This window comes from Chryseobacterium sp. YR221, assembly GCF_900176315.1.
Classification (GTDB): domain Bacteria; phylum Bacteroidota; class Bacteroidia; order Flavobacteriales; family Weeksellaceae; genus Chryseobacterium; species Chryseobacterium rhizosphaerae.
Window position 1 is genome coordinate 537,572 of the sequence record NZ_FWXM01000004.1, and the last position, 24,297, is coordinate 561,868.

General features: G+C 35.5%; 22 protein-coding genes and 1 riboswitch. Of the genes, 17 read left to right on the plus strand and 5 right to left on the minus strand.

Going from position 1 to position 24,297, the window contains the following annotated elements; translation table 11 throughout:
* Window positions 1-44: 44 nt before the first annotated feature.
* On the minus strand, window positions 45-1,757 hold the full coding sequence (gene recJ / locus B8967_RS14850) for a single-stranded-DNA-specific exonuclease RecJ (protein WP_047491540.1): 1,713 nt from the start codon (window positions 1,755-1,757) through the stop codon (window positions 45-47).
* 109 nt (window positions 1,758-1,866) lie between these two features.
* Between recJ and B8967_RS14855 the strand changes: the two genes are divergently transcribed.
* Entirely contained in the window at window positions 1,867-2,679 is an 813-nt protein-coding gene (locus tag B8967_RS14855; RefSeq protein ID WP_047491542.1) for a M48 family metalloprotease, read from the plus strand.
* An 80-nt stretch (window positions 2,680-2,759) separates the two neighbouring features.
* On the opposite strand, the gene B8967_RS14860 is transcribed toward B8967_RS14855, so the two are convergent.
* Window positions 2,760-4,382, minus strand: a complete 1,623-nt coding sequence (locus B8967_RS14860; RefSeq protein ID WP_047491545.1) for an ABC-F family ATP-binding cassette domain-containing protein — start codon at window positions 4,380-4,382, stop codon at window positions 2,760-2,762.
* A gap of 121 nt (window positions 4,383-4,503) precedes the next feature.
* Here B8967_RS14860 and smpB point away from each other — a divergent pair, with 121 nt between their 5' ends.
* The 5 genes from smpB to B8967_RS14885 all read left to right on the plus strand — a co-directional run bounded on the left by smpB (window position 4,504) and on the right by B8967_RS14885 (window position 9,240).
* Window positions 4,504-4,962: an SsrA-binding protein SmpB gene (gene smpB / locus B8967_RS14865; protein ID WP_047491663.1), complete on the plus strand. Its 459-nt coding sequence runs from the start codon at window positions 4,504-4,506 to the stop codon at window positions 4,960-4,962.
* Between the two features lie 77 nt (window positions 4,963-5,039).
* Complete coding sequence (locus B8967_RS14870) at window positions 5,040-6,551, plus strand: OmpA family protein (RefSeq protein WP_084086593.1); 1,512 nt, start codon at window positions 5,040-5,042, stop codon at window positions 6,549-6,551.
* Between the two features lie 94 nt (window positions 6,552-6,645).
* A complete protein-coding gene (locus B8967_RS14875; RefSeq protein ID WP_084086594.1) occupies window positions 6,646-7,386 on the plus strand; it encodes a YebC/PmpR family DNA-binding transcriptional regulator in 741 nt (246 codons plus the stop codon).
* A 57-nt stretch (window positions 7,387-7,443) separates the two neighbouring features.
* The gene (locus B8967_RS14880) at window positions 7,444-8,268 is read left to right on the plus strand and encodes a UDP-2,3-diacylglucosamine diphosphatase (RefSeq protein ID WP_047491555.1); all 825 of its coding nucleotides are present in this window, start codon (window positions 7,444-7,446) and stop codon (window positions 8,266-8,268) included.
* Complete coding sequence (locus B8967_RS14885) at window positions 8,269-9,240, plus strand: glycosyltransferase family protein (protein ID WP_084086595.1); 972 nt, start codon at window positions 8,269-8,271, stop codon at window positions 9,238-9,240.
* Here the strand turns inward: B8967_RS14885 and B8967_RS14890 are convergent.
* Together B8967_RS14890 and B8967_RS14895 are read right to left on the minus strand one after the other, a co-directional pair.
* Complete coding sequence (locus B8967_RS14890; protein WP_084086596.1) at window positions 9,229-9,519, minus strand: GNAT family N-acetyltransferase; 291 nt, start codon at window positions 9,517-9,519, stop codon at window positions 9,229-9,231. The two genes, B8967_RS14885 and B8967_RS14890, sit on opposite strands and share 12 nt — an antisense overlap.
* 165 nt (window positions 9,520-9,684) lie before the next feature.
* A complete protein-coding gene (locus B8967_RS14895; RefSeq protein WP_047491563.1) occupies window positions 9,685-10,434 on the minus strand; it encodes an RDD family protein in 750 nt (249 codons plus the stop codon).
* Window positions 10,435-10,462: 28 nt separating this feature from the next.
* Here B8967_RS14895 and B8967_RS14900 point away from each other — a divergent pair, with 28 nt between their 5' ends.
* From B8967_RS14900 to B8967_RS14940, 9 genes are all read left to right on the plus strand, one after another.
* Window positions 10,463-11,446, plus strand: a complete 984-nt coding sequence (locus tag B8967_RS14900; RefSeq protein WP_084086597.1) for a stage II sporulation protein M — start codon at window positions 10,463-10,465, stop codon at window positions 11,444-11,446.
* Complete coding sequence (locus B8967_RS14905; protein WP_084086598.1) at window positions 11,430-12,392, plus strand: DUF4013 domain-containing protein; 963 nt, start codon at window positions 11,430-11,432, stop codon at window positions 12,390-12,392. Before B8967_RS14900 ends, B8967_RS14905 begins: the two co-directional genes overlap by 17 nt.
* On the plus strand, window positions 12,385-13,173 hold the full coding sequence (locus B8967_RS14910) for a DUF4129 domain-containing protein (protein WP_084086599.1): 789 nt from the start codon (window positions 12,385-12,387) through the stop codon (window positions 13,171-13,173). Before B8967_RS14905 ends, B8967_RS14910 begins: the two co-directional genes overlap by 8 nt.
* Before the next feature lie 13 nt (window positions 13,174-13,186).
* Window positions 13,187-14,347 (plus strand): hypothetical protein, encoded by a 1,161-nt coding sequence (locus tag B8967_RS14915; RefSeq protein ID WP_084086600.1) that lies wholly within the window; start codon window positions 13,187-13,189, stop codon window positions 14,345-14,347.
* A 64-nt stretch (window positions 14,348-14,411) separates the two neighbouring features.
* On the plus strand, window positions 14,412-15,443 hold the full coding sequence (locus B8967_RS14920) for an AAA family ATPase (RefSeq protein WP_084086601.1): 1,032 nt from the start codon (window positions 14,412-14,414) through the stop codon (window positions 15,441-15,443).
* A 61-nt stretch (window positions 15,444-15,504) separates the two neighbouring features.
* On the plus strand, window positions 15,505-15,855 hold the full coding sequence (locus tag B8967_RS14925; RefSeq protein ID WP_084086602.1) for a four helix bundle protein: 351 nt from the start codon (window positions 15,505-15,507) through the stop codon (window positions 15,853-15,855).
* A gap of 65 nt (window positions 15,856-15,920) precedes the next feature.
* Window positions 15,921-17,243, plus strand: a complete 1,323-nt coding sequence (locus B8967_RS14930) for a DUF58 domain-containing protein (RefSeq protein ID WP_084086603.1) — start codon at window positions 15,921-15,923, stop codon at window positions 17,241-17,243.
* Window positions 17,244-17,274: 31 nt separating this feature from the next.
* Window positions 17,275-18,213, plus strand: coding sequence for a proline dehydrogenase family protein (locus B8967_RS14935; protein ID WP_084086604.1), 939 nt, complete (start codon window positions 17,275-17,277; stop codon window positions 18,211-18,213).
* A gap of 73 nt (window positions 18,214-18,286) precedes the next feature.
* Window positions 18,287-18,706: an OsmC family protein gene (locus tag B8967_RS14940; protein ID WP_084086605.1), complete on the plus strand. Its 420-nt coding sequence runs from the start codon at window positions 18,287-18,289 to the stop codon at window positions 18,704-18,706.
* Between the two features lie 70 nt (window positions 18,707-18,776).
* On the opposite strand, the gene B8967_RS14945 is transcribed toward B8967_RS14940, so the two are convergent.
* The gene (locus B8967_RS14945; RefSeq protein ID WP_084086606.1) at window positions 18,777-21,392 is read right to left on the minus strand and encodes an MGH1-like glycoside hydrolase domain-containing protein; all 2,616 of its coding nucleotides are present in this window, start codon (window positions 21,390-21,392) and stop codon (window positions 18,777-18,779) included.
* Window positions 21,393-21,579: 187 nt separating this feature from the next.
* Window positions 21,580-21,687, plus strand: a riboswitch (SAM riboswitch).
* A 59-nt stretch (window positions 21,688-21,746) separates the two neighbouring features.
* Between B8967_RS14945 and B8967_RS14950 the strand changes: the two genes are divergently transcribed.
* Window positions 21,747-22,685 (plus strand): alpha/beta fold hydrolase, encoded by a 939-nt coding sequence (locus tag B8967_RS14950; protein WP_084086607.1) that lies wholly within the window; start codon window positions 21,747-21,749, stop codon window positions 22,683-22,685.
* A 4-nt stretch (window positions 22,686-22,689) separates the two neighbouring features.
* Window positions 22,690-24,228, plus strand: a complete 1,539-nt coding sequence (locus tag B8967_RS14955; protein WP_084086608.1) for an ACT domain-containing protein — start codon at window positions 22,690-22,692, stop codon at window positions 24,226-24,228.
* Window positions 24,229-24,297 lie beyond the last annotated feature (69 nt).

Sequence of the window (24,297 nt, forward strand, 5' to 3'; positions counted from 1 at the left end):
TATTTTGGTTTTCTGTTCCCTGATCATCTAATCCCTGCAACTTATTAGTCTCTAAACTTTACATCTTTTATATTCAGGTAATGGGTTACATTGCCTTTCCAGTGGTTTTCTTCCAACGTGAAGGCAAGGTCAAAATTTTTATGTTTAAAATCTTCCGCAAAAGGTCCCAACTTGAAGCCTACACATTCAATATTTCGGCCTGTGGTCTCTTGCTTGATATAGAACTTAAGATGATTGTTATCTTTTCCCATAGTCTTTACATATCCGGCAAGTTTCTGATTGGTCAGGGTGAAAATAGGTTTCATATTATGAGGTCCAAAAGGAGCCAGTTTCCGGTGGAAATTGATAAACTCTCTGTTGATTTCATTAATGTTAATCTCACAATCAATACTAATGGAAGGCTCTTTTTGATGCTCCTGTATCTTTTCAGAAACAATTCTTTCAAATTTTTCCTTGAAAGCATCAAATTTATCTTTTTCCATAGAAAGTCCGGCTGCCGCATGATGGCCACCAAATTTCAGAAAATATTCAGAACACATATCAAGAGCTTCGTGGACATCAAAATCCGAAACAGATCTTGCTGAAGCTACCATTTCTCCATTGTTTCCGTTTGTAAATACCAAAGTCGGTTTATAGTAGGTTTCAATAAGCCTTGAAGCTACAATACCAATGACTCCCTTATTCCATTCAGGATGGTAAACAATGGTTGTATGTTTAGTTTCTTGCTGGGATTCAATAATTTGATTCAAAGCAGAAAGAGTAGAGTTCATATCCAGTTCACGCCTTTCATCGTTCAGATCCATAATATCACTGACAATTTGATTGGCGTGCTTCAGATTGTCAGAAACCATAAGCTCTACTGCAGCTTTACCATGGGATATTCTCCCTGCAGCATTAATTTTAGGAGCAATTTCAAAAACAATATTTGAAATCTCAAAATGAGAAAGTTTATCTTCAGGAATGAGTAATCTTAGCCCTAAATTTCTGGTTTTTCTGAGAATTTTTAGTCCCATTTTAGCCAGTACTCTGTTTTCTCCCGTCATAGATACTATGTCGGCAGCAATGGAAATAGCAAGAAGGTCAGTAAGTTCAAATAATTCTGCTTCCGGAAGTTTATAAATGGTGTTAAGCCCCTGGCAAAGCTTAAATCCTACACCACATCCTGAAAGTTCTTTGAACGGATACCTGCAGTCATTTCTCTTAGGATCCAGAACAGCTACAGCATTAGGAATTTCTTCACCGGGAAGGTGATGGTCACAAATGATAAAATCAATACCAAGATCTTTGGCATATTGTATCATATCAATAGCCTTGATCCCGCAGTCTAATGCAATAATCAATGAAAATCCATTCTCTTTGGCAAAGTCTATTCCCTCCGTAGAAATTCCATATCCTTCAGAATTTCTGTCCGGAATATAATAATCCAGGTATTTTTTCTCTACAATTTTGCTGAGGTAAAGATACATCAGAGCTACTGCTGTAGTTCCATCTACATCGTAGTCTCCATATACTAATATCTTTTCTCCATTCTCAATAGCGGTTGCAATACGCTCTACAGCTTTTTGCATATCTGCCATTAAAAAAGGATTGTGTATATCGTTAAGGTTCGGTTTGAAAAATTCTCTGGCCTTTTGATAATTGTCAATTCCTCTTAGAACAAGAAGCTTAGATTCAAAAGTACCAAAACCAAGTGACGAACTTAGTCCGTCCACAACTTCCTCATCGGGTTCGGGTTTATAAATCCATTTTTGACTCATTTCACAAAAATAAGGAAAAAAAATAGCATTCTGAAATGATGGGAAGTGAAGTTTTTACATTAATGTTGTTAAAAATTGGCTACATTTGCTGTCCAAATTTTGAATAGTTATGAAAAAAATTACTTTATGTTTAATGTTTTTAGGAACAGCGTATTCTGTCAATGCCCAGAAAATTAACTTGGGAAAAGCAGCCGGAATAGTTTCTAATGGTGCAAAAGCTCTATCGTTTACCAACGAAGACGCAATCAAATTATCCAAAGAATCTGTAGATTGGATGGATAAAAATAATCAAGTAGCAGGACCGAAAGATCCATATACTGTAAGATTGAATAAATTATTTGGAAAGCACAAATCTCAGGACGGTCTGAATCTGAATTATAAGGTGTATAAAGTGAAAGATATCAATGCTTTTGCTTGTGCAGACGGAAGTGTACGTGTGTTTTCTTCATTAATGGATATCATGTCAGATAATGAATTATTAGCTGTAATCGGTCATGAAATCGGTCACGTGAAAAATCAGGATACAAAAGATGCTATGAAATCTGCCTATCTGAAAGCAGCTGCATTGGATGCCGCGTCTTCAGCATCTTCACAAGTTGCTACTCTTAATGATAGCCAGGTTGGAAAAATGGCTAATGCATTTTTAGATGCTTCTCACAGTAAGAAACAAGAATCTGAAGCCGATACCTATTCATATGACTTCATGAAGACCAATAAATATGATGTTGTAGGAGCATATACAGCTTTTAAGAAGCTAGCATTGCTTTCACAGGGAAGTACACAAACCGGTTTTGAAAAAATGTTCAACTCTCATCCTGATAGCGAAAAAAGAGCACAGGCCATTAAGAAAAAAGCAGAAAAAGACGGATTATGGAAAGATCCGGGAACGGTTTCCATTCCAACGACAAAACTGACGAAATAATTATTTTATTTATTGTTAAAAAAAATACCTCAAAGAATTACTTTGAGGTATTTTTATATCAACACGAGTGTTGTTTCAGATTAAGAATACATTTGTTCTCTTAATTCTTTTACTTTTTTATCACCAAGATACTCGTCATAAGTCATTTCTCTGTCGATAATTCCTTTAGGAGTCAACTCAATGATTCTGTTACAGACTGTTGAAAGCATCTCGTGGTCATGAGAAGACAACATGATATTTCCCTTAAAGTTGGATAAGGAGTTGTTTAATGTCGTAATACTTTCAAGGTCTAAGTGGTTTGTAGGTTCATCCAATAAAAGAATATTTGCTTTCTGAAGCATCATTCTGCTGAACATACATCTCATTTTTTCCCCTCCTGAAAGTACTTTACAAGATTTCAACGCTTCATCACCTGAGAAAAGCATTCTTCCTAAGAATCCTCTTACGAACTCTTCATGACGCTCTTCATCATTCTTTGTGAATTGTCTTAACCAGTCAACTAAACTAAGATCTTCCTGGAAGAAATTGGTATTGTCTAAAGGCATGTGAGACTGAGTGGTAGTAACTCCCCAAGCCACAGCTCCTTTGTCAGCTTCAGTATTACCAGCTAAAATTTCAAAAAATTCCGTTATTGCTAAAGAGTTTTTTGAAAGTACCGCTACTTTATCACCTTTCTTAAGGTTTAAGTCAATATTGGAGAATAATAATTCGCCGTCTTTTGTTTTTTCAAGACCTTTTACATCTAAAATCTGATCTCCGGCTTCTCTTTCCATTTCGAAAATGATAGCAGGATATCTTCTTGAAGATGGTTTAATATCATCAATATTTAATTTATCGATCATTTTCTTTCTTGCTGTAGCTTGTTTAGCTTTAGCAACGTTTGAACTGAATCGGGCAATGAAATCCTGAAGTTCCTTTTTCTTCTCTTCCGCTTTCTTATTAGCCTGAGCTCTTTGTCTTGTAGCTAGCTGAGATGCCTGATACCAGAAAGAGTAGTTACCTGTATAAAGGTTAAGTTTAGCATAATCTAAATCTCCAATGTGCGTACAAACCGTATCCAGGAAGTGACGGTCGTGAGAAACCACAATTACTGTATTTTCGTAATCCGCAAGGAAATCTTCTAACCATGAAATGGTATCAATATCAAGGTCATTCGTAGGTTCATCCAGAATCAATACATCCGGGTTGCCAAAAAGAGCCTGAGCCAAAAGAACCTTTACTTTGTCTTTGTTCTCAAGTTCACTCATCATTTGCCAGTGCATATCATCTTTAACACCTACATTGGAAAGCATGGTCTGTGCATCAGATTCAGCAGTCCATCCACCCATTTCGTCATAAATTACGCCCAGTTCCCCGGCCTTAATTCCGTCTTCATCGGAGAAATCTTCTTTTGCGTATAACGCATCCATTTCCTCCTTTATCTCAAATAATTTTTTGTTTCCTCTCAAAACAGCTTCCAGAACAGTATACTGATCATAAGCAAAGTGATCCTGCTCTAAAACTGACATTCTTTTTCCCGGCTCCAGAGATACATGTCCTGTTGTTGGATCTTGCTTTCCTGTTAATATTTTAAGGAATGTAGACTTTCCTGCACCGTTTGCTCCGATGATCCCGTAGCAGTTTCCTTTGGTAAACATAATATTTACCTCGTCAAAAAGAACTCTTTTCCCGAATTGTAAAGATAAGTTAGATACTGTTAACATATAGTTTTGTAAATTTGGCGCAAAATTACGAAAAGAATTTGGGTATTTTGTAATAATATAATAGTCAAGTTTTTAAATGTATCGTATTTTTTCTATATTTCATTAACGAAATTTTAAAATGATGAAGATTGAAAAAACAGTTAGCATATTAAATAGAAGAGCCCGATTTGAATATGAAATTCTCGAAGAATATGAAGCGGGAATGGTTTTGACGGGTACAGAAATAAAATCTTTACGTTCTTCAAAAGCATCCATTACAGAATCCTTCTGTCAGTTTATTGATGGGGAGTTATACATCATTAATATGATGATTGATGAGTATAAATTGGGAACTTTTTACAACCACAAAACAAAAAGGGAACGGAAATTGCTCTTGCACAAAAAAGAATTGCAAAAACTTGAAAAAAAGTTAAAAGATGCAGGGAATACAATTATTCCATTAAAATTATATATCACTGACAGGGGGAAAGCAAAGGTGCTTATTGCGTTGGGTAGAGGGAAAAAACTCTTTGATAAAAGAGAGTCCATAAAAGATAGAGAAAATAAACGGAACCTGGACAGAATATTAAAGAAAAGTTAAAAATCATTTGAAAAACTTTGTATATAAAGAAAAATTATATTTATTTTGCATTATCAATTATTTAATCATTTAATTCTATGAAAAATCTAAAATTAGGAATTTCAGCATTGGCGCTTACTGTAGCCTCTACTGTTTTCGCGCAGACGACCAACAATCCGTGGTTAATCGGAGTTGGTGCTCATGCAGAAAACCATGTAGCAGCAAGAAGTAGCTTCGGTAATACGTTCTCTGCTAAAAATTTGACAAAGAGTATGTTCAATATGAACAACTTCTCTATTACACCTCCATTATCTAAGTTAACAGTTGCTAGAAACGTTGGAAAAGGTTTAGTGATTGACTGGCAAACTTCTGTTGGAAATGTTGAAAACAAAAGATTCAACATGGGGAAAGAATTTTTCTTGATGACAGGTCTTGGTTTCCAGGCTCACGCTGCAGGTCTTTTATGGAACGAAGAATCTTGGTTTGATCCATATTTAAGAGTTGGTGCTAACTACCTTAGACATGATTATACTGCACTTTCTTTCCCAAGAGTAAGCGTAGATGATAACGGTAACCCAATCGAAACTGTTTCAAACGGAAAAGATGGAAACGAGAATGGTAAAGCTAACCACTTTACTGTAGCTACAGGTGCTGGTGCTAACTTCTGGGTAACTAAGAACTTCGGTCTTGGTATCCAAGGTGATTATGTGTCAACTCCAGGTGATAAATCTACTGTTGCTAACTTCTGGCAAGCTTCTGCATCTATCTTATTTAGATTCGGAAACAGAGATAGAGATAAGGATGGTATCTTAGATAAAGACGATCTTTGTCCAGATACTCCAGGTTTACCAGAATTCCAGGGATGTCCTGATACTGACGGTGACGGAGTTCCAGATAAAGACGATCAATGTCCAGATGTTGCTGGTCCAGTTGAAAACAATGGTTGTCCTTGGCCAGATACAGACGGTGACGGTGTAATCGACAAAGATGACGCTTGTCCTACTGTAGCAGGTCCTGCTGAAAACAACGGTTGTCCTTGGCCAGATACAGACGGTGACGGTATCTTAGATAAAGATGATGCTTGTCCTACTGTTCCAGGTCTTCCAGAATACAACGGATGTCCTAAGCCAGAAAAAGTAATCAGTGAAGAAGCTACTGGTGCTCTTAAAGGAATCTTGTTCAACTTTAACAAGGCTACTATCAGACCAGAATCTAATGGTAAATTAGATGACGCTGCTAAGATCATTAAGCAATCTTCTAACGGTACTTTCTTAGTAACTGGTCACACAGATGCTAAAGGTGCTGCTGCTTACAACTTGAAACTTTCAAGAGAAAGAGCTGCTTCTGTAGTGGGTGCTCTTGAGTCTAGAGGAGTTAACGCTAGTCAGTTGAAATCTACTGGTGTTGGTTCTAGAGATGCTAAAGTTTCTGCTAAAGCTTCAGATGCTGACAGAATGGTTGACAGAAAAGTAGTTGTTGAGGCAGTAAATGGTGCTGCTTGGGACGCTCTTAAGAAGTCTGACCTAGAAGTTGTAGAGAAGAAAGCTGTAGTGAAAAAAGCTAAAAAAGCTCCAGCTAAGAAAAAAGCTCCAGCTAAAAAGAAAAAATAATTAATTTTTCTAAATAATGAATACCTCCAATTTGATTGGAGGTATTTTTTTTTTGTTGACTTTTAGTTAATTTTGTTGAAAATTTAAAATTAAAATGGGAAGAGCATTTGAATATAGAAAAGCTTCTAAAATGGCCAGATGGGATAAGATGGCCAAAACATTCTCCAAAATAGGTAAAGATATTGCACTGGCTGTAAAAGCAGGTGGAACAGACCCTGAGGCTAATCCGGCCTTAAGAAGATGCATCCAGAATGCTAAAGGGGCTAATATGCCTAAAGATAATGTAGAGAGAGCTATTAAAAAAGCAAGTGGGGCTGATGCTGAAAACTACGAGGAGATCACTTACGAAGGTTACGGACAAGGAGGAGTTGCTTTCTTTGTAGAATGTACTACAAATAATACAACCAGAACGGTAGCGAATGTAAGAGCTATTTTCAATAAGTTTGACGGAAACCTTGGGAAGAATGGTGAATTAGCTTTTATTTTCGACAGAAAAGGAATCTTTACCCTTGATCTGGCTCAAGTGAAAATGGACTGGGATGATTTCGAAATGGAAATGATCGATGGGGGAGCTGAAGATGTAGAAAAAGATGAAGATGAAGTAATGATTACAACAGCGTTTGAAGATTTCGGTTCTTTATCTCACAAGTTAGATGAACTTGGAATTGAAGCTAAAAGTGCAGAACTTCAGAGAATTCCAAACAATACAAAAGAAGTAAACGAAGAGCAGTTCAAAGCTAATATGAAGATGCTTGACCGTTTCGAAGAGGATGATGATGTGCAGAACATTTATCATAATATGAAAATGACCGAAGAGCTGATGAACTCTTTATAAAAAATAATATAGCATTCATATACAGTTAACTTTCAATTAGTTTCTTTGTATAAAACTATGAAAAGAAACGTTGAATTAGTAGTTATATCGGATGTTCATTTGGGAACTTATGGATGTAAGGCTAAGGAATTGTTGAGATATCTCAATTCTATCCAACCCGAAACGCTAGTTTTGAATGGTGATATCATTGATATCTGGCAATTCAAAAAGTCTTACTTCCCTAAACCTCATTTGAAAGTGATCAGAAAAATCCTTTCATTTGCTACTAAAGACACAGATGTCTATTATATTACAGGCAATCATGATGAAATGTTCCGCAAGTTTACTGATTTTGAATTAGGAAAACTTAAGGTCTGCAATAAAATCTGCCTGGAAATTGACCAAAAAAAAACCTGGATCTTTCATGGTGATGTTTTCGATGCATCAGTTCAACATTCCAAATGGATTGCCAAGCTTGGAGGAAAAGGATACGATCTTTTAATTATCATCAATAACGTTGTCAATTGGTTTTTAGAAAAAATGGGTAAAGAAAAATATTCATTTTCAAAAAAAATCAAAAATAACGTGAAAAAAGCGATAAAGTATATCGGAGATTTTGAGCTTACCGCTTCTGAACTGGCTATAGATAATCATTACGACTACGTGGTCTGTGGTCATATTCATCAGCCTCAGATTCGTGAAGTTGTTACTAAAAAAGGATCCTGTACCTATCTGAATTCCGGTGATTGGATAGAAAATTTATCTGCATTGGAATATAATCAGAAAAAATGGAGTATCTTTTACTACGACGAGCATAAACATCTGCTGAAAGATGATGAAGCTGAAGAAATTCAGGAGATGGATAACTCTGACCTTTTAAAAATCGTAACCAATTTCACGTAAATGAAAGTTTTGTATGCATTTCAAGGAACCGGAAATGGTCATGTGGCCAGGGCGCAGGAAATAATTCCTATTCTTAAAAAATATGCTTCGGTAGACACACTTATCAGTGGTCATCAATCGCAATTAAAGGCTGATTTTGACATCAACTTCCAACATAAAGGTATTTCTCTGCTTTATAACAAAACGGGTGGTTTATCCTATCGCAAAACGTTTACTGAGAATAAATTTCTGGAGGCAGTCAAAACAATAAAAGAACTGGAGCTTTCTAAATATGATTTAATCATCAATGACTATGAACCTCTAACGGGATGGGCTTCCAAATTAAAGAAGTTGCCCATGATAGAGCTGAGTCATCAGGCATCAATGAGTTTTGCGGAAACCCCAAAGCCTGAAAAGAAAGATTTTCTGGGAGAAATGATCCTGAAGTATTATGTTCCCAGTGAAAGAAAGATAGGTTTTCATTTTGAAAACTATCACCCTCAAATCAAGAAACCGGTTATCAGAAAGAAAATCAGAAACCTGAATCCTTACAAACAGGGATATTATTTGGTTTATCTTCCCAGTTTTGCGGATGAAAATATTATTAAAGTTCTCAGAAAAATTCCTGTAGAGTGGAAGGTGTTCTCAAAATACAGCAAGGTACAGGTTAAAGTAAAAAACGTTGAAGTATTTCCAATAGACGAAAGCCAGTATCTGAAATATTTTGAAGGCTGCGAGGGAATTCTATGCAATGCAGGTTTTGAAACTCCGGCTGAAGCCCTTTTTATGGATAAAAAACTATTCGTAATCCCTATTCACAATCAATATGAGCAGGAATGTAATGCCTGTGCTTTAGATAAAATGGGAATTCCTAATTCTAAAGTTTTAAACCTACAGGAAATTATGGAATGGGTAGCTTCTGATCATCATTTAGAAGTACACTACCCAAACGATATTGAGGATATTCTGCTAAATGATGTTTTAATTCTTTAATAGAATATCATCTACATCATTCATTCTCATCATTACTGATCTTGCATACGAACAGTGGGGGTATACTTGCCAGCTATTTTCTCTGGCAAACTTGATGGCTTCTTCTACCAGATATTTCCCCATTCCTCTTCCTTCAAATTCAGGGTGAACCAATACGAAAGAAATAATCAGTTTATGATCTTCAGGGAAAATGGTATACGTAAGTCTTCCTACTTCCTTTATTTCATTGTTTAAAGTAAGCACTCCGCCGTTTCCGGATTTATTGTTTTCAAAATTCATGATGTAAGGCTTTATGAATAAAGATACAAAAATTGCACCACTGGGGAGTATGAGTAATGGATGATAAGTAATGGATAATCGTAAAATAATCTCTGTCCTGAATTTTTACAGGATATTTCCAAATTGACCATTCCCTTAAGATGCAAATTAATGATTGCCGTATTGTTAAGTATCTTTCCCGGTGTAGTAGTTGTAATCTTTAATAATTACATTAATAAATTGTCTTTCCGTCATTTGGGTAGCATCTATTTCCAGTTTTAAAATACTTTTGATTTTATTGGAAAGCTTAGTGATGATCTGACGGTCATCTATTTTCAATGCCTTGGTATAATTGTCTTTAATAATTCTCATATCGTTATCACTTAATGCAATAACCTGAGGAAAAGAAGGAATGTAATCCTCGTGAATATTTTCGAGAATAGTATGAGAGATATTAATATTGTTTTTTAAAGAAATCACTGCTGTTCCGGAAGCGATATCTCCCAGGCGCTGATTGTTTTTAGTGATAATCATGGAAACCAAACCTACTACTCCTGCAAAAGACACATCAACGAGCCTGAAAACCCACCGGATCATATAATCTCCAAAGCTGGCCTGATAACCATCAATCTTTACCACTCTTATTTTCATCAGTTTTTTACCTGGAGTCTGACCTTCCGTTAAACTCTCAAACACAACAGGATAAATGTAAGTTGGAAATGTAAGCACAATATAAACGGCCATCACAGACCATTGATCGAGGCCACTCAATAGGTATCCCAAATCCAAAATATTAAAAAAAGTATAAAATACGATAACAACAAAAGCAACCCTTATCAAAAGGTCAATAATAAATGCAAGCATTCTTTCTCCTACACTGGCCGTATTGAAGTTAATATTTACATTTTGTGAAGTATTTATCGCAATTTGAGACATAATTTTTATTATTTTAGCCTTTACAATTATGAGAGAAGTTTATTTCATTAAACAAAATAAAGAAAAATGGTTGGGAATAGAACAGGTTATTCAAGGAAAAATTAAAAAAAATCCTGATGACCTGTCTTCATTGTATATTAATTTGATCAATGACCTGTCTTTTGCACAGACGTACTATCCCAAAAGCAATACAACCGTTTATTTAAACCACTTGTCTTCTCAGATTTTTCAGAAAATTTATAAAACAAAAAGAGTAGAAGAGAACCGGTTGATTTACTTTTTCCGGACAGAAGTTCCATTATTGGTTTATCAGTATAGAAGATACCTGATGTATGCTTTTCTTTTTTTTATTCTGTTTACTTCGATAGGTGTGCTTTCTGCTATCTATGATAAAGATTTCGCAAATATTATTCTTGGAGAAAGCTACGTAAATGAAACTATTGAAAATATAAAAAACAATAATGCTGTAGGAATCTATCAAAGCGGGTCTACATGGGGAAGTACTATAGGAATTATCTTTAATAACATCCAGGTAGGTGCCAAATTATACATGTATGGTATTGCAGGAGGAGTGGGAACCTTGTTTGCCCTTCTTTCCAACAGTGTCATGCTGGGTTCTTTTCAGTATTTTTTCTACGAGTATGGAGCACTGAAAGAGAGTGCACGGGGAATATGGCTCCATGGAGTCTTTGAAATTTTTGCTATGGTGGTAGAAGCCATGTGTGGATTGATTTTGGGCGCTTCTATTTTGTTTCCCGGAACTTTTTCAAGGTTTAATTCTTTTAAGAGGGGATTTAAAGATTCATTTAAAATATTTTTGAGTACCATTCCATTCACTATTTGTGCAGGAATTATTGAAGGATATGTGACAAGACATGCTTTGAAAATGCCTTTGGCTTTAAACATAGTCATTATTTTCAGTTCACTTGCAATTATTGGGTTTTACTATTTTGTATATCCATCAATTGTCAATAAAAAAAATAATAACCAAATCAATGATACAGTTTTATAAAAAAAGAGATTTTGGAACTTTTATAAGTGACAGTTTCAATTTTTTCAAGTTATATGGGAAAAACTATTTCAAAAGTTATCTTTTGATTAATGGTTTATTGTTAATTCTCATGGTAACTGTGGTGGTTTTCGGATATAAAGAGCTTTTTTCCCAGCTTTTCGGATCCAATCTTGGCGGTGATACCTACTATTTTGAGCAATATTTTTCAGAAAATGGAGGAATGCTGATTGCTGTGGGATTACTCACATTTTTACTTTTTATGATTCTGGCCATCGTCAATTATCTGTTTCCTGTTTTCTATATGAAGAGAATTGCACAGGGGGCGGAACATATAAAAACAGATGAAATTCTGAGTGACTTTAAAAATAATGCTGGAAAAATAGCGAAGCTCTGCCTTGGAATTATTTTTATTGTAGCACCGCTGGCTATGTTTGTGATTGGGTTTTCCTATCTCCTGATATTCGTTGTAATTGGTTTTTTTCTTATATTTCTTGTGTATCCCACGATATTTAATGTCACTACATTTCTGATGTATGATTATTTTAATTCGTCCAGAGGTTTTTTTGAAAGTTTGAGCTACTCGATGAGGGCACAGTTTTCCTATCCGAACGGAAGTGAAAAATCTCCATACTGGAAGTATTGGGGAGCGGCGTTTGTGATGGTTATTATTATTTCTATTGTCGCTTCATTTTTTACCTATATCCCGATGATATTTTTTTACGGATCAATCCTTACGACTGCTCCGGATGCAAACTTTGAACAAAATCCTTTTACCGGGGCGTTAGGTATCGCTTTTTTTGTATTTTATGGTATTTCAATGCTTCTCTCATTCTTTCTTTCCAATCTGATGTATATCAATGGAGGATTGATGTATTATGATAGCAGAACAGATCTTCATCAAAAAGTAGAACTTGAAGAAATAGACACGATAGGTAGTCATGAATAAATTTTTGTTTTTCATACTGTTTTTTCTGTCCCTGGAATTGGTTAATGCTCAGGAGAATAATCCCGTGGATGATTATTTGGGTGATTCTTTGAGCACAAGTCATTACCACAGTATGCTGCGTGCAGATTCTGTATTGATGAAAAATCCGGTATCTGAAAATAGGGTGTATTCAAAGGAATTCAAAGAGAATATCCCTGCAAGATATAAAGGTAAAGAATATGACTATTCTGTAACGAAACCAAGAGAATCTTTCTGGCAGAAGCTAATGAGAAAAGTTGGACAGCTTTTACAGAGTGTTTTTGGAGAAACAGCTCTTTCCAAATCTGCGGAACTGACAACGGTTCTCATCCGTTTATTTGCCATTATCCTGGTAGGATTTCTTCTCTACTTTATCATCAGATATATGCTCGGAAAAGACGGAAGCTTTATTTTTGGCAGAAAGAATGAAAAAATAAATATTAATGTTGAAGAGCTTCATGAAAATATCCATGAGATTAATTTTCCTGAAAGCATTGCAAAGTTTGAACATGCAGGAGATTACCGTTCTGCGGTGCGTTATCAGTTCTTATTTATTCTTAAAAAATTAAGTGATAAAAAACTGATCAATTGGAATCCTGAAAAAACGAATAAAGATTATACAATGGAGTTAAAAGCTCCGCATCTGAAAAATGAATTTTCAAATCTTGCCCATATCTTTGATTATGTATGGTATGGAGAATTCAATATTGAAGAACAGAGCTATAGAAAATTTAAAAACCAGTATCAGGAGTTTAAACCATAATTAAAGATGAACCATGAATAAAACTTTCAAAATATATGCTGTAATTTTCATCGTTGTGATGGTTATTCTGGCGTTGCTTGAAGTTAACAAAAAAGAAACTACAAACTGGCGCAAAAACTTCGATATTAATGAGAAATCTCCTTTTGGGCTGTTTGTTTTTAATAATGAAGCAAAGGACCTCTTTAAAAATAAACTCAAAAAAATTGAGCAGACACCTTACGAGTATTATAATCAGCATAAAAAAGGAATTCATAACATTGTTGTCATCGAAAATAAGATCGACAAAGAGTCATGGAAGAAAATCCTGGATCAGGTATCCAATGGTTCTGATGCGATGTTGATTATGGAACGCAGTATGCCCAAAGAAATATCAGACAGTATTGGTTATTATGACTCAGATATTTCTTTTGAAGAAGAGAATGTACTGAAGCTCACCGATAAAAAATATCAGAATGATTTTATTAAACTGGATAAATTTCCGTCTGGAAGAGGTTTTTCATTTATTAAGCCCCAGATCGAAATACTCGGTAAGACTGTAGAAAGAAAAAATACAGATCAGGCCAATTTTATTAAAGTGAAATTTGGAAAAGGAAATATCTATGCTCACTGTGAGCCACTTTTTCTCACCAATTACTATCTTCTGAAACCCGGAAATGTAAAATATACACAGGATGTTTTTTCTTATCTTCAGGATAGAGAAACGGTTTGGTTTGTACCCAGCAATACGAAAGCATCACGATTCTTTATGAGATTTGTATTATCAAATCCTGCTTTGAAATATGCCTGGTGGGTTCTTCTGGGTGGACTTACCCTGTTTATTTTCTTTAATGCTAAAAGAAAGCAGAGGGTGGTAGCCGTTATAGAGCCATTGAGAAATACCTCCTTAGATTTTGTAAAAAGCATAGGAAATCTTTATCTTCAGGAAGGTGATTTTCACGATATGATGGCCAAAAAAGCCCAGTACTTTTTAAATAAAGTGAGAATGGATCTGCTGATTGATACCCAGCAATTAGATTCGGAGTTTGCTAAAAAACTGCAATTGAAAACCGGAAAAACAATAGAGATGATAGATGAGGCAATAGTACTTATAAAAAAAGCACAGGATCCTTATGCAAGTGTCATGAAAGAAGACCTGGCAAGGATCAATAAACTCCTTGATGAGATCCTGAAATAAAGTAAAATCCTTGCGGACAATTTAAGATAGAACGAAGCCTGTCAAAAAACCAAAGATAAAAATTATGGAAAACCTTGATAACGAAAACATAGAAAATCAAAGCGCTATAAACCTTAATAAAAGCGAAGACCAGTTTCAGTCCAGAATAGATATGATTGAGCTTCGCGCAAGTCTTGATAAAGTAAAATCTGAAATTGGAAAAGTAATTGTAGGGCAGGAGAATATGATAGAGCATCTTTTGGCTGCTCTGCTCTCAAACGGTCATGTTTTAATTGAAGGTGTTCCCGGAGTTGCCAAAACAATTACGGCAAAGCTACTGGCGAAAACGATTGATGTAGGTTTCAGCAGAATTCAGTTTACACCAGATCTTATGCCTTCCGATATTTTAGGAACTTCGGTTTTCAGTGTGAAAAATTCCGAATTTGAATTTAAAAAAGGACCTATTTTCTCCAATTTCATATTAATTGATGAGATCAACAGATCGCCGGCAAAAACGCAGGCAGCTCTTTTTGAGGTGATGGAAGAAAGACAGATTACAATGGATGGTACCCGCTATATAATGGATGAACCATTCCTTGTGGTAGCTACCCAAAACCCAATAGAACATGAGGGAACATACAGACTTCCTGAAGCTCAGCTGGACCGTTTTCTATTCAAAATCAATGTAGGATATCCTAATCTTGAGCAGGAAATTGCCATCATCAGGAATCAGCATGAAAGTAAAAAAGAAGATAAAACCGAAGGCGTAAATCATGTCATTACAGCAGAACAGCTGAAAAGCTATCAGCATTTGGTAAAAGAAATCATTGTGGAAGCACAGTTGATGGAATACATTGCTAAAATTATCATCAATACCAGAGAAAACCAGTTTTTATATCTGGGGGCTTCTCCAAGAGCTTCACTGGCACTTCTTACAGCTTCAAAAGCATTTGCGGCATTGAGAGGAAGAGATTTTGTAACTCCTGAAGATATTAAAGAAGCAAGTTATGCTGTTTTACGACACAGAGTAATCGTTTCTCCTGAAAGAGAAATGGAAGGTCTTACAGCAGATGAAATTATCCGTCAAATTTTAGAGGGAATAGAAATTCCGAGATAGGTAGTAGCTTTTTGGTAGCAGGTAATAGGATCTATTAACTCAAGGAACAGAATATTTATATATGGCAAATTTTAAAGACCTTTTAGTTTGGCAGAAGGCTATTGATTTTGTTACTGAAATTTACAAAAATACAGAGTCTTTTCCTAAAGATGAAATATATGGGTTAATTTCACAACTTAGAAGAGCTGCTGTTTCTATACCATCCAATATTGCTGAAGGAAATTCAAGAAGAAGTAAGCTCGATTATCTGCAATTTTTAAAGATATCAAGAGGAAGTTGTGCTGAAGTAGAAACGCAATTGATTATTTCAAAAAAACTCAATTTTTTAACTGAAGAAAATTATTTAAAATTAAATCAAGATATTATAGAAATTTCAAAAATGCTGAATGGCCTAATTAATTCTCTACAGTGACAACAATGGGGATAAAGTTCATAAACGTTTACTAAAACCTATAATCTGAAACCTGAAACCTATAAATGAAAAACTTATACATCAATACACGTTTCTTCTTTACGCTCATTGGAGTGGGTGTTCTGTATGTTTTGGCATTTTTCTTCCCGGCATTGATGTGGGCTGCCCACATGGTATTGCTGCTTTGTTTTCTTGCAGTAATGGTTGATTATCTACTTCTCTTTAATCAGAAAAATGCATTACAGGCTCAAAGAATATTACCGGAGAAATTGTCCAATGGCGACGAAAACTTTGTAAAAATTGATATCAAAAACAATTACAGCTTTAAGATTACTACCAAAATTATTGATGAAATACCTTTCCAGTTTCAGAAAAGAGATTTTTTAATTGAAAAACATATTCATTCCGGGACAAATACTTTTTTCCAATATGCACTGGAACCTAAAGAAAGAGGAGAATATCATTTTGGAAGTCTGAATGTATATGCCTCTTCACCATTGGGATTGGTTTCCAAAAGATTTAGTTTTCAGAAGGGTGCGATCTTACCTTCCTATCCATCCTTTATCCATCTCAGAAAATATGAATTGATGGCCTTGCAGAGCGAATTTATGCTGGGAGGAATTAAGAAAGTCCGAAAGTTGGGACATACTATGGAGTTTGAACAAATCAAGGATTATGTTCCTGGAGATGATATCAGAACCATCAACTGGAAAGCAACGTCCAAAGCCAATCGTTTAATGGTTAACCAATTTCAGGATGAAAAATCGCAACGTATTTTTATACTGATTGATAAAGGCAGAACAATGAAAATGCCCTTCAATGGATTAAGTCTGCTGGACTATTCTATTAATGCTGCCATGGCATTGTCTCATATTATTCTGAGAAAAGGGGACCGGGCGGGAATGATGACCTTTTCAAAAAAAGCAGAAAATAAAATTGCTGCTGATAATAAGTCCGGACAATTGAAAAAAATATCAGAAGCCCTGTACAATATTAAAACAGACTTTTTTGAAAGTGATTTCAACCGGTTGTATCAGGATGTAAAATACTCACTCAACCAAAGAAGCTTAATTTTACTTTTTACCAATTTTGAGACGCTGGACGGATTAAACCGTCAGCTGAAATATCTTCGTGGGATTGCTAAAAATCACTTGCTGGTAGTTGTATTTTTTAAAAATGCAGAGCTACAGACTTTGAGTAATAAAAATCCTGAAAATATGCAGGAAATATATGATGAGATTGTCGCTGAAAAATTTGAATTTGAAAAGAAACTAATTATTCAGGAGCTTCGTAAATATGGAATTTATACCGTATATACCCTTCCTGAAAACTTGAACATTGATGTTATCAATAAATATTTGGAGATAAAAGCGAGAGGAATTTTATAAAAATAATTTAAAGACAAATTAAAAAGATAAAATGGAACTAAAAGAAAAAGCAGGTGCACTGTTGAAAATAGCAGCACTAAATGAAGGCGCAAAAGAATATATTCTTAACAATCCTGAGCTCTTTAAACTCCTACTGAAAGCAGCTAAAAGATATATCGGAGGTGAAAAGATGGAAGAAGCTTTAGCTACTGCTAAAAGAATTAATGATAAAGGGCTTCCCACTTCCCTAGAGTTTATGGGGGAGAGTACCCGTTCAGTGGAAGAATCAGAATTGGTAACTCAACATTTCTTTGATTTAATTAATAAGGTGAAAGAAGAGAAGATTAATTCTATCGTTTCTTTGGATTTATCACATATTGGGCTTGCAATAGATAAGGATCTCGCTTATAATAATTTAGTGTTATTAGCGGAATCTGCTCATAAAAAAGATATTGAAATAGTGATTAGCGCTGAAGGAGTTGATAGAACTGATGATATTATTAATACCTATTGTAAAATATCTCCTGATTTTTCAAATGTGGGAATTACCCTTCAGGCTTATTTAAACCGTACTCCAAAAGATCTTGAACGAGTATTAAATGAAACACAAGGGAAAATAAGAATTGTAAAAGGTGCTTTTGCTGTTCCTCCAGGACATGCTGTAGAGAGAGGAAAACATTTAGACGACCTATACATTAATTATATTGAAACTCTTTTCCTTAAAAACAGAAGATGTTCTATTGCTACGCACCATAATAAAATTCAAAATAGAGTTAAAGAGCTTATTGAGCAATATGACGTTCCAAAATCTAAGTATGAATTTGAAATGTTACTGGGAATACAGGAAGATCTACTGAATGAAACCTATAAAGAAGGCTACTCATGCAGACAGTATATTGTATATGGTGATGAATGGTATTTGTACATGTGTAACCGGATTGCAGAAAATCCGGATAATCTTTTTCAGGCTATTGTTGATATCATGTCTTAGCCTAAGGTTTAATCCTTAAAGTTTTTTATATTTGAATAAGAATATTAAAAAACCTGAAATATAAATCCGTACAATGAAAATAACACTCAACAGAATAAACGACGACTTCTTATTTGAATGTACAAACTCCCAAGGAAACTCTATCCTTCTGGACAATACTTCCCAGCCGGGAGCTAAGGGGGTATCACCAATGGAAAGTGTACTGATGGCTGTAGCTGGCTGCAGTGGAATAGATGTGGTTTCTATATTGAAGAAGCAGCGTCAGGATATTAAAAGTTTTCAGGCAGAAGTGGAAGGGGAGAGAGTGCAGGTAGATGATGCAAAACCTTTTAAATCTATTAAAGTAAAATTCCTTTTGGAAGGAGAAATTGATCCTAAGAAAGCATTAAAAGCGGCAGAATTATCTTTTGAAAAATACTGTTCCGTATCAAAAACTTTAGAGCCGAATGTAGAAATCGGATACGAAGTTTTTGTTAATGGAGATAAAATTTAATTCTATTTTCTTTAAAAATAAGAAAAACCGGATGTTTCATCCGGTTTTTTTATGCAGTATAGCGTTTTCTTTAAAATGTAAGTCTGGGTTTAATAAGTTTGGCTACAGTAGCTGTCCATCCTGTCTGATGAGAAGCTCCTACACCACGGCCATTGTCTCCATGGAAATATTCAAAGAAGGTGATATAATCTCTAAAGTGTTCATCATAATTAAACTTAGGATTTCCACCGTTGAAAGCGCGTTGGCCATGTTCATCCTTTAAGAAGATGGAGCAAAGTCTCTTGCTGATATTTTGAGCCACTTCATCAAGATTCTTCTTATCTCCGCTTCCTGTTGGAAACTCTACTTTAAGACTGTTTCCATAATAGTAATGGAAACGCTGTAAGCTTTCTACAATCAGAAAATTGATAGGAAACCAGATAGGGCCACGCCAGTTGCTGTTTCCTCCAAACATTCTGCTGTCACTTTCTGCAGGAGTATAATAAACCATATTTTCCCTTCCGTGAACAGAGAATACAAATGGATTCTCTTCATATACTTTAGACATGGCACGGATCCCATAAGAACTCAAAAATTCTTTTTCATCTAGCATTCTCGTTAAAACTTTTGTCAGTCTGTTTTTACGGAGGATGCTCATTAAGTGCTTTCTTCCATGGCCTTCCTCATCCCAATGAGAGACAAGTTTAGTGAGTTCAGGTTTGTTTTTTAGTATCCATTCCATTCTGCTTCTGAAATTCGGCATCTTTTCCAGCAATCTATGGTCTACAATTTCTACAGCAAAAAGAGGTATTAATCCTACAATACTTCTTAACCTTAAAGATACGCTGTCTCCGTTTCCAAGCTGAAGAACATCATAGAAAAAACCGTCTTCCTCATTCCACAGGCCTTTGGTGCCTTCACCAAGGTTTTCCATCGCTTCTGCGATATAAAGATAATGTTCAAAAAACTTGATAGCCATATCCTCATATACCTGGTAATATTGGGCCAGCTCCATGGCAATACGCATCATGTTTAGGGCGTACATAGCCATCCAGCTCGTTCCGTCGGCTTGTTCAAGATGTTGCCCGTCTTTTAAATCCATATTCCGGTCAAAAGCACCAATATTATCAAGCCCGAGGAAACCGCCTCCGAAGATATTCTTTCCGTTTTTATCCTTTCTGTTCACCCACCAGGTAAAGTTCAGGAGAAGCTTCTGGAATACCTTTTCCAGGAATAAAAGATCCGGTTTTCCGTTATTTTTTTCATCAATTTTAAAAACCCTGAAGCAGGACCATGCATGTACAGGTGGATTTACATCACTCATATTCCATTCATAGGCAGGAAGCTGTCCGTTAGGATGCATATACCATTCCTTGGTCAATAGCAAAAGCTGGCCCTTGGCAAATTCTGCATCTATCATAGACAAGGGTACGCAGTGAAATGCCAGATCCCAGGTAGCATACCACGGATACTCCCACTTATCGGGCATGGAAATAATGTCCTTATTGTGAAGATGATTCCATTCTGTATTTCTTACATATTCATTAAAGTTTCTGGGGGCTTCAAAATTGGGGTCACCTTTCAGCCATTTTCCAATATTGTAATGATAAAACTGTTTATTCCAGAGAAGTCCGGCAAAGGCCTGTCTTTGGACATTTCTTTCATCTTCATCCGTGGTGTCATTTTGAATTTCGTGGTAAAATTCTTCAGCTTCAGTTTTTCGGATATTGAAGATCTCATCGAAACTTTGAAAAGGCTCATCAGTTTCATCAGGACATAATCTGAATTCAAAAATCTTACATTGTCCGGATTCAATAAATTCGTCAATCAGAAAAGAAGCTTTTGTTCCCCTCCTCTCAGGATTTACAGTGTCTCCCTGGTGAATAATGAAATCATTAATACCATCTTTGAAATAAGTATTTTCAGTTTTGGGAGCTCCATAAAGCTTAGAAGTATTGGTTTCATTATCACAAAATACACTTTGTGCATTTCCGTTTCTGGAGTATAGCTTTTTAATTGAAATACTGTCATGCCCAATACTAATACTTCCATCATGAGAAGTATGCATTTCACCTCTATAAGTATTGTATCCCCATTTCCAATTGTTTCTGAACCAGGCTGTTGGTGCTACTACAATAGGGGCAGCGTGCTGACTTCGGTTACATACCGTAACCCTTGCCAAGATATCATTATGGTCAGCCTTACAGTATTCAATGAAAATATCAAAATATTCATCGTTGTTGAAGATTCCGGTATCAAAAATTTCATATTCCGGTTCCTTTTTGCTGCGTCTGCCGTTTTCTGTGACAAGATCATCATAAGGAAATGCATTGATCGGATATTTATAAACCATTTTCATATAGCTATGAGTAGGAGTATTATCCAGATAATAAAATATTTCTTTGATGTCTTCACCATGGTTTCCCTGAGGATTACTCAGTCCAAAGAATCGCTCTTTTACAATTTTATCTTTCTTGTTCCAAAATGAAAATGCAAAACAGAACAGCTGCTTGACATCGGAAATACCGGCAATACCTTCTTCTCCCCAACGGTAAGCATAGCTCTCCGCATTGTTATGATTGGTAAAGTTCCAGGCATTTCCATTTGAGCTGTAATCTTCACGTACATTTCCCCATTGCCGGTTGCTTACGTAAGGTCCCCAGTTTTTCCATTTGGAATCTTGTAATCTTTCTTTTTCGGAGGTCATATATCATCATTTTCCATACGAAGTTAGTTTTTTTGAAAAGTAATTCCAATTCCTATCATCTGAATAATTCTTAATATAGGCTTGAAACACTTGTGTTTATGGGGATATTAAAATATTAAATTAATTTTTTTTTGAAATTAAAAGAAAAAAACTACCTTTGCACCATTCGTTCATTCAAATATTGAAAATGTTATCAAGAAAGGTTGAGGGATTAGACCCTATGAAACCTTAGCAACCCTTTGTGCAAGCAAAGAAGGTGCTACGTTCTACCAAAATTATTTTGGACAGATAACTTACTGAAGTTCTTTTCAGCCATTTCCTGTGGCATTTTCAATTGTATTAAAAATAATAGAATTGAAAACAGAACTAAACTATATTAATCTTTCGTATCAAACCCATTCCAAAAAGGAATACCATATCCCGTTGAGCTATGAGCTTTTCGGGAAAGACTTGTTCACTGCACCTATTATTTTAATCAATCATGCGTTGACCGGAAACTCAAATGTATCCGGAGAAAAAGGCTGGTGGAAACAATTAATTGGCGACGGTCAGATAGTTGATACGAAAAAGTACACAGTTCTGTGTTTTAATATTCCCGGAAACGGCTACGATAATTTTTTAATTGAAGACTATGAAGATTTCACTCCTTCAGATATTGCCAATATCTTTTTGAAAGGACTGGAAATTTTACATATCGAAACCTTATATGCCATTATTGGAGGCTCCTTAGGAGGAGGGATTGCTTGGGAAATGCTTTCCAAGAAGCCTGATCTTGCAGAAGTATTTATCCCTATCGCCTGTGATTTTAAAACTCATGACTGGCTTCATGCACAATGCCTTGTTCAGAAATTTTTACTGAATGATAAAGATGAACCTCTGCAAAAAGCCAGAATCCATGCCATGTTGTGCTATCGGACTCCACAATCACTCAATGACAGATTTCAAAATAAATACAATAAGGATAAACAACGCTTAGAATCGGAAGACTGGCTGGTTTATCACGGAAATGCTTTAAACGATAGATTTAGTTTAAAAGCGTACAGGCTGATGAATCATCTATTAATGAATATCAATACAGAAGAAGCTATGCTGGAGAAAATCCAGGCCCGAATGCACATGATCTCCGTTGATACAGATTTATTCTTTCCTGCTTCTGAAATCCGAATGTGTTTTGAAAGACTGACAGAGAAAAATAAGAATGTTTCTTATCACGAGATCCAATCAATACATGGGCATGATGCCTTCCTAATGGAATACCAACAATTAAATACTATCATAAAAAATATTTTATAGACTCATGAAAAATGCTAACGAAATAAAATTTTTGAAGAACAGATCAATCATTAAATTTGAAGGAGAAGATTTCCTTGGAGAAATCGGAATTGACGGACGAATTTTTAAAGCGCTTACTTTAGCGCGTATCAGTGTGGGAGTGATTTCCCAACAAGCTATAGAAAACGGAATCTCTATTTTGGTTCAGGAAAATGATGCAGAAAAAGCAGTAGCTTGCCTTATCGATGAATTTGAAGCAGAAAGAAAATCAGGGAAAGTTTCCCAAATCTACAGTATCAATAATGTTTCTGTACTTGGATTTGTAGCAGAAGATTTTAATAAAGTTCTTGCTGAGCTGGCCAGAAATAATGTCTTCCCATTGCTTTTAAACCAAGTATCAGGAGAAAACAGGGTAAACATCGTGGTAACCTCTTCACAGGACGAAAAAACCAGAAATATTTTAGAATCTGAAATATTCAAAAAACCAAAGACTGTTCATCTGGCTATTATCGGTCACGGGAATGTGGGGAAAACACTCATTGAACAGGTTCTTCAATCTTCAGAAGAAATTAAAAGACGTAAGAAAATAGATCTTAAAGTAGTTGCAGTAGCCAATTCAAAGAAGATTGCTTTCAATAAAAAAGGTTTTGATGCGAATTGGAATGATGAGGTTTTGACTGCAGAGCACTCCTCAAATGTACAGGAACTCATCAGATTCTCTAACGAAAATCAGTTGGAAAATCTGATTGTTGTGGATAATACGGCAAGTAAAGATTTTGTGAAAAACTACCATGCCCTGGCAGAAAACGGATTTGACCTGGTTTCTTCCAATAAGATCTTCAACACACTTCCTATTGAAGAATATCGTAAACTAAGATATACGTTGAGTAAAAACAACAGACGATATTTGTATGAAACAAATGTAGGAGCGGGTCTTCCGTTAATTGACACGATCAAATTACTACACCTTTCAGGAGAAAATATCACCAGAATCAAAGGTGTATTCTCAGGTTCGCTGAGCTATATCTTCAATAACTTCTCTGTAAGAAATGATAAGTTTTCTACAATTATAGGAGAGGCAATGGAAAAAGGATACACAGAACCGGATCCGCGTGAAGACCTTTCAGGAAATGATGTAGCAAGAAAATTACTGATTTTGGCAAGAGAGCTGGATCTGATCAACGAATTCCAGGATATTAATATTCAAAATCTAATTCCTGAAAATCTTCTTTCCGTAGAGAAAAATGAATTTATCTCAAGACTGGAAGAACTGGATGAAGAATATCAGAATATCAAAGAAAACCAAGAGCCCGGTCATGTCTTGCGTTACGTAGGAGATCTGCATGGGAATCTTCAGGAAGAAAAAGGACAGCTTGATGTGAAATTGGTGTCCGTACCGGGAAGTTCAGCATTAGGACAGTTAAAAGGTTCTGATTCAATCTTTGAGATTTATACAGAAAGCTACGGTGAAAATCCAATTGTTATTATGGGAGCCGGAGCCGGAGCGCAGGTTACTGCCAGAGGTGTTTTCGGAGATATTTTAAGAGTAAGTGAAATAAAATAAAATTAATGTAACAATCTGACAATTTAACAGTTTACCAATACTTGTAAATTACCATTCTGAGCATTGCGA